This window comes from Citricoccus zhacaiensis (assembly GCF_014645315.1).
GTDB lineage: Bacteria > Actinomycetota > Actinomycetes > Actinomycetales > Micrococcaceae > Citricoccus > Citricoccus zhacaiensis.
Genome location: NZ_BMLQ01000005.1, coordinates 273,204 through 290,067 on the forward strand (window position 1 = coordinate 273,204; position 16,864 = coordinate 290,067).

14 protein-coding genes are annotated in these 16,864 nt (G+C 70.3%); 10 read left to right on the forward strand and 4 right to left on the reverse strand.

What is annotated here, in order from left to right; genetic code table 11:
* Positions 1-93 precede the first annotated feature (93 nt).
* The 8 genes from IEX49_RS10415 to IEX49_RS10450 are packed head-to-tail and all read left to right on the forward strand — an operon-like array spanning position 94 to position 10,673.
* Complete coding sequence (locus IEX49_RS10415; protein WP_188806079.1) at positions 94-2,499, forward strand: helix-turn-helix transcriptional regulator; 2,406 nt, start codon at positions 94-96, stop codon at positions 2,497-2,499.
* A gap of 38 nt (positions 2,500-2,537) precedes the next feature.
* Positions 2,538-3,716: a type III polyketide synthase gene (locus tag IEX49_RS10420; RefSeq protein ID WP_188806080.1), complete on the forward strand. Its 1,179-nt coding sequence runs from the start codon at positions 2,538-2,540 to the stop codon at positions 3,714-3,716.
* 23 nt (positions 3,717-3,739) lie between these two features.
* The gene (locus IEX49_RS10425; RefSeq protein WP_229672528.1) at positions 3,740-4,516 is read left to right on the forward strand and encodes a class I SAM-dependent methyltransferase; all 777 of its coding nucleotides are present in this window, start codon (positions 3,740-3,742) and stop codon (positions 4,514-4,516) included.
* Between the two features lie 24 nt (positions 4,517-4,540).
* Positions 4,541-6,937, forward strand: coding sequence for a helix-turn-helix transcriptional regulator (locus IEX49_RS10430; RefSeq protein ID WP_188806081.1), 2,397 nt, complete (start codon positions 4,541-4,543; stop codon positions 6,935-6,937).
* Between the two features lie 13 nt (positions 6,938-6,950).
* Complete coding sequence (locus IEX49_RS10435) at positions 6,951-8,234, forward strand: FAD-dependent oxidoreductase (RefSeq protein ID WP_188806082.1); 1,284 nt, start codon at positions 6,951-6,953, stop codon at positions 8,232-8,234.
* On the forward strand, positions 8,231-8,980 hold the full coding sequence (locus IEX49_RS10440) for a sulfite exporter TauE/SafE family protein (protein WP_308421931.1): 750 nt from the start codon (positions 8,231-8,233) through the stop codon (positions 8,978-8,980). The genes IEX49_RS10435 and IEX49_RS10440 overlap by 4 nt, the downstream gene beginning before the upstream one ends.
* 59 nt (positions 8,981-9,039) lie before the next feature.
* Positions 9,040-10,398, forward strand: coding sequence for a phosphoglucosamine mutase (gene glmM / locus IEX49_RS10445; protein ID WP_188806083.1), 1,359 nt, complete (start codon positions 9,040-9,042; stop codon positions 10,396-10,398).
* A 2-nt stretch (positions 10,399-10,400) separates the two neighbouring features.
* Entirely contained in the window at positions 10,401-10,673 is a 273-nt protein-coding gene (locus IEX49_RS10450; RefSeq protein WP_188806084.1) for a hypothetical protein, read from the forward strand.
* Between the two features lie 26 nt (positions 10,674-10,699).
* Here the strand turns inward: IEX49_RS10450 and IEX49_RS10455 are convergent, their stop codons facing one another.
* Complete coding sequence (locus IEX49_RS10455; RefSeq protein WP_188806085.1) at positions 10,700-11,971, reverse strand: HipA domain-containing protein; 1,272 nt, start codon at positions 11,969-11,971, stop codon at positions 10,700-10,702.
* Positions 11,968-12,249, reverse strand: coding sequence for a helix-turn-helix domain-containing protein (locus IEX49_RS10460; RefSeq protein ID WP_188806086.1), 282 nt, complete (start codon positions 12,247-12,249; stop codon positions 11,968-11,970). Before IEX49_RS10460 ends, IEX49_RS10455 begins: the two co-directional genes overlap by 4 nt.
* 211 nt (positions 12,250-12,460) lie before the next feature.
* On the opposite strand from IEX49_RS10460, the gene IEX49_RS10465 reads away from it, so the two are divergent.
* Both IEX49_RS10465 and IEX49_RS10470 read left to right on the forward strand, forming a co-directional pair.
* Positions 12,461-14,089, forward strand: a complete 1,629-nt coding sequence (locus IEX49_RS10465; protein ID WP_229672529.1) for an alpha/beta hydrolase — start codon at positions 12,461-12,463, stop codon at positions 14,087-14,089.
* Between the two features lie 35 nt (positions 14,090-14,124).
* Positions 14,125-14,850, forward strand: a complete 726-nt coding sequence (locus tag IEX49_RS10470; protein ID WP_229672530.1) for a MerR family transcriptional regulator — start codon at positions 14,125-14,127, stop codon at positions 14,848-14,850.
* Positions 14,851-14,955: 105 nt separating this feature from the next.
* Here the strand turns inward: IEX49_RS10470 and IEX49_RS10475 are convergent, their stop codons facing one another.
* Positions 14,956-15,738 carry an ABC transporter ATP-binding protein gene (locus tag IEX49_RS10475; protein WP_188806087.1) on the reverse strand — a complete coding sequence of 261 codons (783 nt, stop codon included), beginning with the start codon at positions 15,736-15,738 and terminating at the stop codon, positions 14,956-14,958.
* The gene (locus IEX49_RS10480) at positions 15,735-16,832 is read right to left on the reverse strand and encodes a FecCD family ABC transporter permease (RefSeq protein WP_188806088.1); all 1,098 of its coding nucleotides are present in this window, start codon (positions 16,830-16,832) and stop codon (positions 15,735-15,737) included. Before IEX49_RS10480 ends, IEX49_RS10475 begins: the two co-directional genes overlap by 4 nt.
* Between the last annotated feature and the right edge of the window lie 32 nt (positions 16,833-16,864).

The window sequence follows — 16,864 nt, forward strand, 5'->3', positions numbered from 1 at the left end:
CAAATGAAAGTCAGTCATCAGGGGACAATTCCTTTCGAATATGCGACTCTTGGATTTCCTTAGCACCGCACCTACGAGCACTCGAGACCCGGCATGCCAGACCCCTCCTCGACGTTCCCATCCCTGGCCGACTCCGCGTCACAGACCCACCCCGCCCTCGACCGGTTCCTGGCCCTGCCCCATTCCGGCGAGCGGATCCTGGTGGTCGATGCGCCCCCGTGTACGGGGGCGCAACGGTTCGCCCACGGCTGGGCGGAACGCCCGGACCGGGTGCTCCGCTGGGAGCCGCAGCAGGCCCGCTGGACGAACGGCCACGAGGTCATCAGCCGGGTGGGAGCGCTCCTGGAGGAGGACGACGCCGGCCGCGTCGCCGTCGTCGCCGGCCCGGGGGCCCCGGTGGGTCACCTGGCCGCCGCCTTCCCGGTGCGGACCGTCAAGGTCCGGGACATGCTCCTGACGGAGGCCGAGATCCGCGCTCTGGCCTCACAGCTGCTGACACAGGCGAGGGCCAGCACGGGCACCGGGGGTGACCGGCAGGATCTCCCACCTCCGCCGCTGCCACTGACGCCGCAGCGGATCCACCGGCTCACGGGCGGCTGGCTCGTCCCGGCCACCATCCTCATGGCCGATCCACGGGGCTTCCAGGCGGCCGAACGGTCCCTGTACTCGGGCCTCCGGCAATGGCTTCACCCGCGGGATGCGGACGGCAGCTTCGGCCAGGTCGCGTACCTGCCGGCATTGACAGAACAGGTCATCGAGTATTTCAACCCGCGCGGGCTGGGGCCGATGCCCAGCATGCGGGAGCTCGAGGCCCTGGGACTGATCGTCCGGGACACCACCAGTGGATGGTTCATGCCCCCGCTGGTCCGCAACTGCCTGCGCGATTCCATGGAGGAGGACCACCCGCGCCTGGTTCCGGAGCTGCTCCGGGCCGCTGAGGAGGCGTTGTCCGCGGCCGGAGAGGTCGAGGCAGCCGTCGGACTGGCGGTCCGCGGCCGGGCCTGGAGGCGGCTGTGGGACCTGTTGCTGGAGTACTGGCCGGACCTCTATGTGCAGAATGCACCCGCCCTGGCAGCAGCGGTCAAATACGTGCCCCGGGTGGACCTGGGCGGGATGGACGCCACCGGACTCCTCTCCCGCCTGCTGTCCGCCACCAATGCGGACACCATCCGGTTCTCACCCTCAGCCGGCCCGCCGGACCACGCCAGGGATGCGGTGGCCCGTCAGCTCCGTACCACCACGGCCAAGCTGTACCGCAGGCCGGACCAGCAGGCCCTGACCCTGGGCATGATCGAGGCGAGTCACCTGCGCCAGTCCGGGCTCTTCGACGAGTCTGCCGAGGCCGTAGTCCGGCTCCAGGAGGCCTTGGGCGTGGCGCTGGGCTTCCGCCGGGTCCGGCCCGTGATGACCGCGGTGGTGGAGCTGCAGGCCGGCATCTCCCTGCACCTGGCGGACCGGCTCCCGGAGGCCAAAGCCGCCTATGAGGCGGCCTACCACTGGGCCGAGCACGGCGGCGTGGACTTCGTGCTGGCAGACGCCGCCGGCAAGCTGGCCCTCCTGTGCGCTCAGCAGGGGAACACGGCCCCCGCCCGGGAGTGGCTGGCGAAGGTGGACGAGCCCTTCGCCCGGCTGAAGTGGGGCCGGTCCCTGGTCGGCTTCGCGGCTGAGCTCGCCCGCGTCCACATCGCGTTGACCGAGGTGGACCTGCCCGCCGCGCGGGCCGTCCTGGACCGGCTGCCCGCCGAACCGGACACGGACGAATTCTGGGCCAGCCACGCCGCATTGCTGGCCCGGGTGGCCAACCACGCCGCCCGCAGCGACGAGGCGGCCCAGCGGGTGACCGAATGGCGCCGCGAACGGCCCTCCGCCGCGCAATCACCGCTGGCGGAACGGCTCTTCGCGGAGGCCTTCCTCGCTGCCCGGATGGGCACCGGGGACCGCACCGAGATGCCCGGGTGGGATCAGCATCAGTCACTCGCGAACCTGGAGGCCTTGCGGTGCCTGCTGGACGACAATCCGGATGGCGCCCTGCGGGCCCTGCGCCTGCCGGTGCGGACGGGCCAGCGCCACCGGAACAAGGCCGCGATCATCGGCGTGCTGGCCCTCAGCGGCGCCACACCGGACACTGTGGACGACTTCGTGGTGCAACGGCTGGCCACCATCCATCGCCACGGCGGCGAGCTCGAGGACCTGGCGGCCTTTCACCTGCTCGGGTGGACCCCGGTCTTCCGGGCGGCGGAGATGCTCGACGAGGCCGAAGCGGCCAGGCTGGCCCGGCTGCCCACGCCCACCCTCACCGTCCCTTCCGCACCGGTGCTGACGCCGCGGGAACGCGAGGTGCTCCAGTCCCTGCGGGCGGGCATGTCCCGGCGGGAGATGGCGAGGAGAACCTACCGGTCCGAGAACACCATCAAGGGCCAGATCCGCAGCCTGTACGCCAAGCTTGGCGCCTCCAATGCGGCGGAGGCCGTGGAACGGGCGCGCCACTTCGGTCTCTGACGGTTGTCCCCACCGGCCCCGTCCCCACACAATGAGGCATGACCGCCCTGCTCAGATCGCTGCACACCGCCGTTCCACCCACCGTGCTGTATCAGGAGGAGGTGCGTGACGTGCTGGCCGCGCAGCCCGGGTTGAGCCGGCTGGGCACCCGGTTGGTCACGGCGGCGTTCAACGCCTCGGGCATCGAGCGTAGACACACGGTCGTGGAGGAATGGCAGGACGGAGGCCGCGGCACCGGCGGCGGTGCCGGAATCTTCTTCGACCCCGAGACCGGCCACATCCTCAACCCCAGCACCGGGGTCCGCAACACGGTCTTCACCGATCACGCCAACGACCTCTACGAGCGGGCTGCCCGGGGTGCGCTCGAGGGCTGCCCCGACGTGGGCCCCGAGGACGTCACCCACGTCATCACCGTCTCCTGCACGGGCTTCTTCTCTCCGGGCCCCGACTACCAGCTGGTCCGCCGCCTCGGTCTGGCCGCCACCACCAAGCGCATCCACCTGGGGTTCATGGGCTGCTACGCCGCCATCCCGGCCCTGCGCGAGGCCGCGGCGCTGTGCGAGGCGGACCCGGCCGCCGTCGTGCTGGTGGTCAGTGCCGAGCTGTGCACCGTGCACGTCCGCGTGGCCAACGACCAGGACACCATCGTGGGGGCCTCGCTGTTCTCGGACGGGGCGGGCGCCGCGATCGTGACGGGGGAGACAGCGGAGGCGAGAGAGGGATCGGCCGCCAGCCGGACGCCGGCCCTGCGGCTGGACGGCTTCGCCACGGTGCTGACGCCGGTGGGGGAGGAGGCCATGGCGTGGAACATCGGCGATCACGGCTTCGAGATGATCCTGGGCACCTATGTCCCGCACATCATCGACGAGCACATCACCGGCGCCCTCGAGCCCCTGCTGGCCGCCGAACCCGAGCTGGCCGCACGCCCCTACGCGGAGCTGGAGCACTGGGCCATCCACCCCGGCGGGCGCAGCATCCTGGACAAGGTGCAGGCCCGGCTGGAACTGACTGACGCCCAGCTCGCACCGGCCCGGGACACCCTGCGGGACTACGGCAACATGTCCAGCGCCACCGTCCTGTTCGTGCTGAAGCACCTGCTGTACGGCACCGATGGCACCGAACCCGCCGCTGAGGGGGAGCGGGTCTGCGCCATGGCTTTCGGGCCCGGGTTGACCGTGGAGTCGGCTCTGATGACGCGCGTCGGTGGGGCCGGTTGAGTAGGCCGGTACGGCCGCGCCGGTTGAGTGGGCCGGTCCCGGACCTGCGCACCCGCAGCCCGGAGGCCGTCGAGCAGATGGACTACCCGGACTGTGACCTTGAAGCGCTGCACCGTACCTACCGTGGCTTCGGCGTGGTCAACCCGGTGGTCGCCGGCTGGCAGCTGACCTACCGGCGCTGGATCCGCCCGCTGCTGGACCCGGCCCGCACCGTCACGGTTCTGGACATCGGCTCCGGCGGCGGGGACCGGCCCCGTGCCTTGGCGCGGCAGGCCCGGCGGGACGGCTTCCGCGTGAACATCACCGCCATTGATCCCGACGCGCGGGCCCACGCCTGGGCGACCGCGCGCCCCGCCGTGCCGGGGCTGGCCTTCCGCCGGGCCACCAGCGGGGATCTGGCGGCCGCCGGGGAGCGGTATGACGTGGTGGTGTCCAACCACCTGCTGCATCACCTGGACCCGGAATCGCTCGAAGGCCTGTTGGCCGACTCGGAGCGGCTGGCCGTGCACCGGGCCGTTCACTCAGATATCCGCCGCAGCCCCGCAGCCTACGCCCTCTTCTCGGCTGGGGCCGGCCTGGCAAGTCCGCTGTTCCCCGGCTCGTTCATCCGTCCGGACGGGCTCGCCTCGATCCGCCGCAGCTACACGCCGGATGAACTCGCCGCCGTGCTGCGCCCGGGCTGGCGGGTGCAGACGCAACTGCCCTGGCGGAACCTTGCGGTGTTCGAGGCCGGCTCCAGGCACCACACCGTAGGCAGATCCGGTCAGACCCCCGGCCATGGTCCCGCATCAGGCCCATGACTAGCCCCGTATAGGATGACGGCCATGACGAGCGAGGGGAGCGCACGGATGGAACGTCATGAGGTCCTTGACCCGCGGCGCGGCCCTGCCGACGAAACATCCATCGACGCGACACACCCGGCGCTGGGACGATTCCTCGCCCGCCCGGACAGCCGTGAACGGCTCCTGATCCTGCAGGCGCCGGGAGGGACCGGCCGGCATCGGTTCGCCAGCGGTTGGCTCACAGCGGGAGGCGAGATTCCTGGAGCTGACGAGTCCAGCGTCAGTTCCCGCATCCTTGACTGGGAGCACGCCGCCGGTGAGCCCCAGGCGTTCATCGAGCTGGTGGGCAACCTGCTGGCCGATCCGCACGGGGGCCGGGTCGCCGTCGTCGCCGGACCGACCGTCCCGGTGCACCGGCTGGCCGCCTCCCATGCGTGCGCGATGGCCGGGCCGCGCGCCGTGATACTCACCCATCAGGAGGTCGCCGGGCTCGGTGGCCCGGACGCCACCGCGCGCGCGTTTGCCGCGGCCGGCGGCTGGCTGGGCGCCGTGGAGGTGCTGCTGGCGGATCCGGACAATCTGGAGGGAGCGCAGTCCGCGCTGCTCTCCCCGCTGCTGCGCTGGCTCGCCGACCGGGATCCGGAGAGACTGGCCGCGGCCACCGCCTTCCTGCCCGCCTTCTCCCAGCAGACGCTGGAGGCGTTCAGCCCGGATCTGCCCGGAGCCCTGCCGACGGTGGAGGAGCTGCACGCGCTGGGACTGCTGAGCCGGGATGACCGGGGCGAATGGTTCATGCCGGCACTGGTGCGGAACCTGTTGCAGCAGGTGTTCCGGGACGAGGACCCGGACCGGGCGAGCGCTCTCAACGTGGCGGCGGCGCAGGCCCTGGCGGACACCGGAAGCGTGGAGCAGGCCATGGAGACCGCACTGCAGTCGCGATCCTGGAACCGGATCGCCGAGCTGATGCTCGAACACTGGGTGGATCTCTACATCGCCAACGCGCAGCTGCTGGGCGAGTTCATGGCCCGGTTGCCCCGGTTCGTGCTGGAACGGGTAAACGCGATCGGGGTAGCCGCCCGGGTGGCGGCCGGTGCCGGGCCGGACCGGATGGTGTTCCTCCTGCCGAGCCTGGAACCGGACTACGCTCGGGATGAGACCGCCCACCGGCTCAAGAAGACCACCACGCGGCTGTACCGGGCGCCGGACACCTGGGCGCTGACCATGGGGATGCTCGAGCTGAGTCACCTGCGGCTGGCCGGGCACTTCGTGGAGTCCGGTCACGCCGCGCTACGACTGCGCCAGGCGCTGGAGAAGGTCACGACCCAGAGCGGGGTCCGGCCCGTGTTGGCCGGGTTCACTGAGCTGCAGGCCGGGATCTCGCTGCATCTCGCGGACCGACTGCCGGAGGCCCGGGCGGCCTTCGAGGCGGCCGCCTACTTGACCCGGGATGGCGTCAATGACTATGTGTATGCCGACGCCAGCGGCAAGCTCGCACTGCTCGCCGTGCACGAGGGGCACCCGGAGGCGGCCCGTGACTGGCTGGCCCGGCACGTCCAGCCGCTGTCCACCGTCAAATGGGGTCACCCGATGGTGGCCCGCACTGGGATCCTGGCCCGGATCGAGCTGGCCCTGGCGGACCTGGACCTGGCCGGAGCTCGCGAGCAGTTGGACCTGCTGCCCGAGGACGTGGACACGGATGAGTACTGGTGCGCCCACGCCCGTGTGCTGGCCCTGGCCCAGACCCTTGGGGGCCAGCCGGACGCCGCCGCGAGCCTGGTGGTCGGTTGGCGGCAGGAGCGGCCCTACTCGGCGAGGGCCCCACTGGCAGAACGGCTGCTGACGGAGGTCTTCCACCTGGCCCAGCATGTCACCGGGGAGAACCCTCCTGTCCCGCACTGGGAGAGTAGCCCCAGCCTGGCGAATCTGGAGGCCTTGCGCTGCCTGCGCACCGGAAACCCGGACGAGGCCGTGCGTGTCCTGTACCGGCCCGTGCGCACCGGGAGCCGTAACCTCGCCGTCGCCGATCTGCTGGGCGTGCTCGCGCGCACCGGGGCCCTCCCGGAGACAGCGGACGAGCACGTGCTCGGCGCCGTGGCCGAGGCACGGGCCAGGGGCGCGGCGCTCGCGGATCTGGCCGGACTGCACCAGTTGGGGTGGACCCCTGTGCTCCACGCCGCCGGTGTCCTGGACCAAGACGATGTCACCCGGCTGGAATCGACCGGGATGACGGTCACGTCCCTGAGCCCCCGCCCGGAGCTGACCCAACGGGAGCAGTCGGTCCTGGACCTGTTGCGGCAGGGCATGACCCGGCGGCAGATGGCCCAGACCACCTTCCGCTCGGAGAACACCATCAAGGCGCAGCTGAGCAGCCTGTACGCCAAGCTGGGTGCCGCCAGTGCGGCGGAGGCGCTGCAACAGGCCCGCCACTACGGACTCTGAGCCGGGAACCCGGATGGAACGCACGGAAGTCCTCATCGTCGGGGCCGGCCCCGTCGGCCTGTTCCTCGCCGGACTCCTCGCGGCCCGGGGCGTGGACGTGGCTGTGCTGGAGCGCCGCGAGCACCCTCCCGAGCACTCGAGGGCCATCGGCCTGCATCCGCCGGCCCTGGAGGCGCTCGCGGTCCTGGGCCTGGACCGGGCCGCCGTGGCTGAAGGCATCACGGTGCGCCGCGGGGTCGGCTACGGGGACGGGCGGTTGCTGGGCGAGATCACCTTCGATCGCGCCCATCCGCGGTACCCGTTCGTCCTGACCCTGCCGCAGTCACGGACCGAGCAGCTGCTGGCCGAGCACCTCGAGCGGCTCGTCCCCGGTGCCGTGCACCGCGGCGTCGAGGTCGTGGCGGTCAAGGACCACGACGCCGGCGCTCCGGTTCTCGTGACCGCGCGGACGGTGCAGGGGGAGACCCGCCACTGGTCGGCCCGGGTGGTAGTGGGCGCCGACGGCGCCCACAGCACGGTGCGGTGGCTGGCCGGCATCGGCGTGGACCGGCGGGACTGGGGAGACAGCTACCTCATGGGGGATTTCGCGGACACCGCATCGGCAGGTCCTGCTGCACCCGTCGCTGAGCCGGACGCCGATTCGGTGGCTGGGCCGGCCGCTGACTCGGCGGCTGGGGCGACCGCTGACCGAACCGCGGTGATTCACCTGCATCGGCACGGCGTGGTCGAGTCCTTTCCGCTGCCCGGCGGTCAGCGCCGCTGGGTGGTGCACACCGGCCGGCAGCAGCGGCCGGAGAGTGTTGGGGGCCTGGTGGCGTTGGTCCGCGAACGCCGGGGTGAGCGCCGGGGTGAGAACGCGTCGGAACTACCGGGCCTACCGGAAGTACCGGAACTGCCTGACGCCGCGACGGCCACCATGATCAGCGCCTTCACGGTGTACCGGCAGCTGGCCCGCCGGATGGTGGCGGGCCGGACGGTGGTCATCGGTGATGCGGCGCATGCGATCAGCCCGATCGGCGGCCAGGGCATGACCGTGGGCTGGTTGGACGCACTCGCCCTCGCGCCTCTGCTGAGCGGGTTATCCGAGGGGCCCTCGGACTTCGCGTCCTTCGAGCGGGACCGGCTCCGCGCCGCGCGTCGGGCCGCCCGGATGGCGGAGGTGAACATGGTGCTGGGGCGCCCGCTGTGGGCCGGGGTCCGCCGTGGACGTGACACCCTGGCCCGAGCCGCCCTGGCCACACCAGCCAAGTACCATCTGGCGCGGCTCTATTCGATGGGAGGGGTGATCCAACGGTGACCCTGGGGCTCGTGTTCGCTGCCGTGGCCGCCATCCTGGTCGGCTCGACGCTGCAGCGGCTCTCCGGAACTGGGGTGGGGCTGGTGGTGGCACCTGTGCTGGCCCTGCTGATGGGGCCGGCGCTCGGGGTCTTCGTGACGAACTCGACCACGGTGGTCTCCGGCTTCCTCATCATGCTGGCCGTGATCAGAGACGTGGACTGGAAGCGCTACCTGCTGTTCCTGCCCATGGCCTTGCTGGGCGCGGTCCCGGCGGCCTTCATGGTGCGGGAACTCGATGCGGCGTGGCTGAACATCGTCATCGGCGCGGTGGTGCTGGTGGCCCTGGCCCTGACCTTCGGGACGCCGTCCGTGCCCAGGATCCGCTCGGGATTCCTGACCGCCGCCGCCGGAGCGGTGGGAGGATTCCTCAACACCAGTGCCGGCGTGGCAGCACCGGCCATGGTGATGTACTCGAGGTTCGCCCGCTGGGACCAGCGGTCCTTCGCCGCCACCATGCAACCGACGTTCATGACCATGGGGATCTTCTCGGTGGCGACGAAGCTGGCGGTGGGCGCCACCACGTTCGACCAGCTCCCGCCGTGGTGGCTGTTCCCGATCATCGTGGTCACCGTGGTGGTCGGCATCCGGCTGGGTGCCTGGCTGGCCGGGAAGGTCTCGCTGGGAACCGCGCGGACGGTGGCCATCACCCTGGCCGGCCTCGGTGGTGCCGTGGCCGTGGTCCGGGGTCTGCTGATGCTGGCCTGACGGAACTGAGCCACGCCGTGGCGAGGATTATCGAGTCAGGGGGCATAGAATCCACGGTGATGAGCAGATTATTCGGAACCGACGGCGTCCGTGGCCTGGCCAACGGCATCCTGACCGTCGAATTGTCGATCCAGCTGGCCCAGTCCGCCGCCGTGGTGCTGGGGCACCAGGAGACCCATGGGCGTCGCCCGGTCGCCGTGGTGGCCCGTGACCCCCGCATCAGTGGTGAATTCATCATCTCTGCGGTCTCGGCCGGTCTGGCCAGTGCGGGTGTGGACGTCTACGACGCCGGCGTGCTCCCCACCCCGGCCGCCGCCTTCCTGGTGGACGACCTGGATGCGGACTTCGGCGTGATGATCTCCGCTTCCCACAACCCGGCCCCGGACAACGGCATCAAGTTCCTGGCGCGCGGTGGCGAGAAGCTCACCGACGATCAGGAAGACGCCATCCAGCGGCAGATGGACGAGGAGCCGCACCGGCCGACGGGCGCCGACGTCGGGCGCATCCAGCGCTTCGCGGACGCCGAGGACCGCTACATCCTGCACTTGCTCAAGACCCTGCCGCACCGCCTCGACGGACTGAAGGTCGTGCTCGACTGCGCCCACGGTGCCGCCGCTGGGTGCTCGCCGGAGGTCTTCAAGGCCGCCGGCGCCGACGTCGTGGTGATCGGGGCGGACCCGGACGGTATCAACATCAATGACGGCTACGGCTCCACCCACCTGGAGAAGCTCCAGGCCAAGGTGGTGGAGACCGGTGCGGACTTCGGCATCGCCCATGACGGCGACGCCGACCGGTGCCTGGCCGTGGACGCCACCGGCACGGTGGTGGACGGGGACCAGATCATGGGGATCCTCGCGGTGGCCCTCAAGGAGGGCGGCCGCCTCAAGGAGGACACCCTCGTGGTGACCGTGATGAGCAACCTCGGCCTGAAGTTGGCCATGCAGCGCGAGGGCGTCCGCCTGGTGGAGACCAAGGTGGGGGACCGGTACGTGCTGGCGGGCATGAAGCACGGCGGCTACTCCCTGGGCGGCGAGCAGTCCGGCCACGTGATCTTCTCCGACTACGCCACCACCGGTGACGGCGTGCTGACCGGCCTGCAGCTGGGCGCGCGCATGGCGGAGAGCGGCCAGACCCTGGCCGAGCTGGCCGGCGTGATGGATCGCCTCCCGCAGGTGCTCATCAACGTCAAGGACGTTGACCGGGACCGTGCGGCCGGAGACGCCGAGGTGCAGGCCGCCGTGGCTGACGCCGAGGCCCGCCTGGGAGAGACCGGCCGGGTGCTGCTGCGTCCCTCGGGGACCGAGCCCGTGGTCCGTGTGATGGTGGAGGCCTCCGACGAGGAGCAGGCCCGCCGCGAGGCCGAGGACTTGGCCACGGTGGTCGAGCGCGAACTCGCGCTTTCCGCTGACCCGGTCTGAGCGTGAGCGAGGAACGTCCGGCTGGGGAGGATTCGGCTGAGGAGGATCCGGCTGAGCCGGTCCGGGCCGAGCCAGGGTCGGCCGAGCCGGACCTGGCCGGGATCGATCCGGCGGAGACGGACCCCGCCGAGGAAGTGACCCCGATCGGCAAGTGGACGGTCTTCCTCCTGTGCGCGGCGGTCACCGTGGTGCTGGTGGCACTGGTCTGTTTTGCCATCAGCCTGCCGGCCTGTGAGCATCCGCCGAACTCTTGGGCCCCCTGTATCGGGCCCTGAACTACGGACGGGGGGCTGGAGTCGGATCAGGGTGCGATCTTCGCGATCCTGCCGGTCGCCTGGTCCATCACATCGTCAAGTATCGGGTGGTGCCACTCCTCGGCCTTCGACTGCTCGATCACCCGAGGCATCACCGTGCTTGCTGCCTGGCACACCTCCCGGATGGTTCGCCGGACGGCGGACGCGCGCAAACCCCAGCCCGTGGCTTCGGTCAGGAAGTCGTCGTACTCGACGTCGTCGATCATTGGAGAGTGGCCGATCCACAGGGACAGTTCACGGTCGTGATTGGGCCAGACTGACGTGGGAACGACATCATAGGCAGGGGACAGATCGACCCGTCCGCCGCTGAGAACAACGGTCAGGTTCCGTGAATGCATGTCGCAGTCGCCCAGGATGTAGCCCAGAAGGACCCGTTCCAGCAGGGCCCTACGGCTGGCCAGGTCTGAATGCTTCGCGAGGAGACCTGCGACGTCCCTCAGCCGGGGCATCTCGATGCCGGACTTCTGGTACTTGGTGGAGATCCCAAGCGCCTGAGCCAGGTCCTCCTGGTGAATCCGCTGCAGGCCGGCGTCAGTCGTCGCCCGATCGAATCGCTCCACCAGGATGGCGTCCCGGTGCCCGACGGTTCGCACGCGGCTTGCTGCCGCGGTGCCCACCAGACCTTCATCGTGAGCCTGCCGGATGACCTGGAGGCAGAAGTTCTCCCCCTGGGCGACGCCAGGCCATTCTTGCGAACCATCCTCCAAAAGTCGCGCTGGCTTGAGGATATGCGTGGACGGGGCTCCATCAAGGGGTAGGCCCAGCTGTCCGCCGGCTTCGACCACGGTCAGCTTTCCCTGCATGCCTCCCAGGCTGGACCGGACGCGATGATCGACCCCCGTGCCCAGCGGGGCGGCGGGCAGACCCCGCACGGCCTGCACCAGTTCCCTCTCGGTGAGCAGATGCACGCCGGAGCCGGCCGGGTCAGGTGTGGTGCCCATGTCGGTGATCTGGACTGCCCCCGCGCAATCCAGCCCGTACTCCTGGAGCAGCCCGTACGTGTCGGCACTATCCAGCTTCTTCCGACGTGCCAACGCGTCACGGACGTGGTCTTCGGGGAGAAGCCCGTCCAGGAAGTGCCGGGCCTTGATCCCCGGGTACGGTTCAGCGCGGACAGGCATCCCGATGGAGAGCAGGATGGTGCCGTCCGGATGCTCCGCACGGCATTGGTCTGTGTACCGCAAGGAGGCGCCACCACGAGCACCGGCATCCTCCAGAGTGGCCACCGGCACGCCACCGATCCAGATGGTGAGGCTCATTCCGATCCTCGGCTCAGGTGCCGGCGTCGAGCGCGGACGGCATCGGCCCTGCTGCGCGCCACCGCCGCTTCTGCCGATTCACGAGGCAGAGCAACCAGGTCTAAACCCAAGGCGTCTGCTACTTCGGCAAGGATGGACGATTGGCCAGGCACCCCGCGCTCGATGGCGCTGATACGTGTGCGGGACAGGCCCAACATGGAACTGAACTCCTCTTGGCTGAGCCCCTTCTCCAGACGGCGCTGCCGGAACAGGGCACCGAGTCGTTCCAGCTGCACCATGACGCCTCCATGATTTGCACTTGGTTTACGGTACGAAATACTCGATTGGCCTAAACGTACCGTAAATACGGTACGAAAAGAAGAGTATGCATTGATGTACCGGTTTCGCGGTACGTCCGAGCAACGTGCGGTGCGCAGTTCCTTGACCCTGTTCTAGGAACACAGGGTGACCTGACGCTATAGCCCATCGTCAAGACTGAGGAACAGCCCCATGCGCAGCCAGATGCCTCCACCGTCACGTCATCCTTCAGCACGGTCATCATCACGACGCCGGCCGCTCGCCGCCGGCGCGATGCTCGCGGTCCTGGCCCTCGCCGGCCCGTTGGCGGCCTGCGCTCCGGGAGGTGAACCGCAGCCCACGGGAGAGCCGTCTCCCACGGACTCCTCGACCGCTGGACTCGAGCAGTTCTACGGCCAGGACCTGGAGTGGGAGGCGTGCGAGGACTATGCGACCACCTCCACCGAGCAGAAGGTCTATGAGCTGATCGAGGGCACCGAGTGTGCGCGGATGGCAGTCCCGCTGGACTACGAGGACCCGGAGGGTGAGGAGGCCTCCGTGGCCGTGCTGAGAGTCCCGGCCCGGGGCGAGTCCCAGGGCCCGCTGGTCATCAACCCGGGCGGTCCGGGCGGGTCCGGGTTGATGGGCGCGGTCAACACGGCCACAGGGATGGCGGAGAGTCCCGTCACCGAGCAGTTCGACGTGGTCGGCTTCGATCCGCGCGGCGTCGGCGCCACCATCCCGGCGATCGACTGCTACTCGGATGCCGAGGCGGACTCCGGGGAGGTCGCGCTGGGTTCCCAGGGCACCACGGTGCAGTTCACGGAGGAGGACACCCGAGCGCTGACTGAGCGGTGCGCCGAAAGCTCCGGGGGCATGGAGGCCCTCGCCCATGTGGGCACCCGGGACACCGCGCGGGACATGGACGTGTTGCGAGAGGTCCTGGGCCAGGAGAAGCTCACCTACCTCGGCCAGAGCTACGGCACCCGGCTCGGGGCCGTCTATGCCGAACAGTTCCCCGAGCGGGTCCGGGCCCTGATCCTGGACAGTGCCGGGGACCCCACGCAGGGCACCCTCGAGCGGCGCGTCAACGCCTATGCCGGCTTTCAGGCCGCCTTCGACGAACTGGCGAAGGCCTGCGCGTCAGAGCCCGATTGCCCCCTGGGTGATGACCCGGCCCAGGCCACCGAGAGGTTCCAGGAGATCGTGCAGCCGTTGCGGGAGGATCCGGTGCCCGCACTGGGCGTCGAGCTGGACTTCGACGGCGCGGTCGGCGGGGTGATCGCGGGTCTGTACTCGCCGCAGAGCTGGGAGGACATCATCACCGGGATCCGGGAGGTCGAGCAGGGCCGTGGGGACACCCTGCTGCAGTTGAGCTACGCGTTCAGCCTGCGTGACCCGGAGGGCGGCTGGCCCAATCAGAACGAGGCGAACCACGCCATCAACTGCATGGACGAGGAACGTCTGAGTCCGGAGGAGGGAGCCCAGCTGAGGCAGCAGACCTACGAGCGGGCCCCGTTCATGGACCCCGGGGTGGACGTCAGCAGCGGCGCCCGCGAGGGCTGTGAGCACTGGCCGGCCGAGCCGACGCTCGGCTTCCCCCATGCTCAGGACATCGAGGGCCTGCCGGAGACCCTGGTGGTGGCCCTCACCCAGGATCCGACCACTCCGTATGAGGGCTCGGAGGCCATGGCCGCCTCGCTCGGCAGCTCCCTGCTGACCGTGGAGGGGCAGGGGCACACGATCGTCGCCGCAGGCCTCAGTGACTGTGTGAACCAGGTTGCCGCGGACTACCTGATCGAGTTGAAGACCCCGGAGGAGGGGGCGAGCTGTACCCTGTGACCTCGGGGGTGAGCGGTGTGTGGAGCACGCGGGAAGTGGCAGAGCTGGCCGGGACCACGGTCAACGCCGTGCGCTTCTACCACCGTTCAGGGCTGCTGGAGGAGCCCGAGCGCAAGTCCAACGGCTACAAGCAGTACCGGGCCCGCCACCTGGTGCGGCTGCTGCGGATCCGCCGCCTGCGGGACCTGGGGGTGCCCCTGTCCCGGATCGGGGCCGTGGACGCGGAGGGTGACGAGGCGCTGGAGGCGCTGCGGGTGCTGGACGCCGAGCTGCAGGAGACCATCCAGCGCCTGCAAGGGGCCCGGGCGGAGGTGGCCGCGATCCTGGAACACCGTGCGCCGCCCGGCGTCCCGGCGGGATTCGAGACGGTGGCGCCCCTGATGTCCGAGGCGGACCGGTCCATCGTGTCCATCTACGGGCAGCTGTACGACGAGCAGGCCATGGCGGACGTGCGGCGCATGATCGCCCGGGACACGGACGGGGCGTCCCGCGCACTGGACCGGGAGTTCGCCGAGCTGCCCGAAGACGCAGGTGAGGCCCGCCGTCAGGACCTGGCCGAACGCCTGGCCCCCGTGCTGGCCACGCATCTGATCGACTATCCGTGGCTGTCCGACCCCGGGCCCCACCTGTCCCGGGCGCAGTCCGTCACGGACCGCACCATGGCCGAGGCGATGGCCGAGCTCTACACTGCTGCGCAGCGGGATGTCCTCCGCCGCGTCCTGCTCATCGTCCGCACCGAGCGGGAATCACGGCCGCGCTGACTGTCGATCCGCCCGGCGTTTCCCTACCTCAACTGCGGCCGTGATCCTGCGGCGCGCGCACGATCCGGCGGCAGCTCGCGCGCGGTCCGGAGGTGGCAGGGCCCGTCAGTGCCGCCAGCGTGGCACCACGAGCGGGCTGCCGGACTCGGGATCGGGGATCACGCGGGCGTCCAGGCCGAAGACGTCCGCCACCAGTGCCTCGGTGATCACCTCGGCAGGGGTGCCGGTCTGCACCACGGTGCCCCCGTGCATGGCGATGATGTGGTCGGCGTAGCGCGCGGCCTGGTTGAGATCGTGCAGTACGGCCACCAGGGTGTGGCCGGTGCTGCGGTTGAGGCCCAGGCACAGCTCCAGCAGCTCGATCTGGTGGCTGAGGTCCAGGTAGGTGGTGGGCTCGTCCAGGAGCAGGATGGGTGTCTGCTGGGCCAGGGCCACGGCCATCCAGACGCGCTGGCGCTGGCCTCCCGAGAGCTCGTCCACCAGCCGGCCGGAGAGCTGGCGGACCCCGGTGGCGTCCATCGCCTCTGCCACGGCCCGTTCGTCCTCCGGGGACCAGGGCGTGAAGAGGGACTGGTGCGGGTACCGTCCGCGCGTGACGAGGTCCACCACGCGGATACCGTCCGGGGCCACGGGGCCCTGGGGGAGCAGCCCGATCTGGCGCGCCACCTGCTTGGTGGGCATCGAGTGCAGCGCCTGCCCGTCCAGCAGCACGTTGCCGCGGCTCGGCGCGAGCAACCGCGTCAGGCTCTTGAGCAGGGTGGACTTGCCGCAGGCGTTGGGTCCCACGATCACGGTGAAGCGGCCGTCCGGGATGGCCACGGAGACCTCGGGGCAGACCACCTGGTCCTGGTAGCCGAGCGCGGCCTCCTCCACGAGCAGTCGGGTCATCTGGTCCTACCTTCTCTCATGAGCAGCCACAGGAAATACAGTCCGCCGATGCACACGGTCACGATCCCGACCGGCAGCGGCGAGTCCGGGTGGATCCGCTGGGCGGTCACGTCGGCCAACAGCAACAGCAGGGACCCGACGGCGGCCGTGGGCCCGAGTGCGAGGCCGTCGGTATGCACCAGCCGCCGGGCGATCTGCGGTGCGGCCAGCGCGATGAAGGAGATGGGCCCCACGGTGGCGGTGGCCAGGGCGGTCAGGCCCACGCCGATCACGACGGCGGCCACCTGCACCGCGCGTACCTTCTGTCCCAGCGCGGTGGCGAACGGGACGCCGATCCGGGTCAGTTTCATGGGCCGGGCCAGCAGCGTCGCGGCGGCCAGGAAGGCCGCGGAGACCGTCAGGACCAGCAGGAACGTGGGCCAGGTGACCCCGGAGAGGTTTCCGGCGCCCCACAGCCCGGCCATGATGGCGTCCTCCACGGTGGCGGTCAGCTGGATCCAGACGTTGGCCGAGCCCAGCATGGCGCTGACCCCGATCCCCACGATGATCAGCCGCACTCCGCGCACGGCCCCGCGCCGGATGGACAGCACGAACACCAGGAGCGCCGTCACGAGGCCGCCGGTCAGGGCCCCGGCCATGGTGGCCGCGGAGCCGCCGCCGAGCACGAGCATGACGATGAGCGCGCCCGTGAAGGAGCCGGTCTGGAACCCGATGATGTCCGGGGATCCCAGGGGATTGCCGGTGAGGTTCTGGAAGATGGAGCCGCTGGCCGCCAGGCAGGTGCCCAGCAGGATGGCCATGAGCACGCGGGGGGCCCGCCATTCCGCCACCACCATGGTGGTGTAGTCGTCGCCTCGGCCGAACAGTGCGGTGAGCGCCTCGCTGACGGTGATCTGGGCGGAGCCGGAGGTGATCGCGTAGAACGCCAACAGGATGGTGGCCGCCCAGAGCACGGCGCAGACCCGTACCGATCGGGCGTCGAGCAGCAGCATCGGGCGGTCCCGGGGGCCGATCCGGTACATCCGTCGGCCGAAGTCCACGGTGGGCTGCGGCCGGGGGCTCGCCGGTCCGGTGGACGTCCGTTCTGCGGTCATGGCGTCTCTGGTCCTTGGTTCTGCGGTCACGG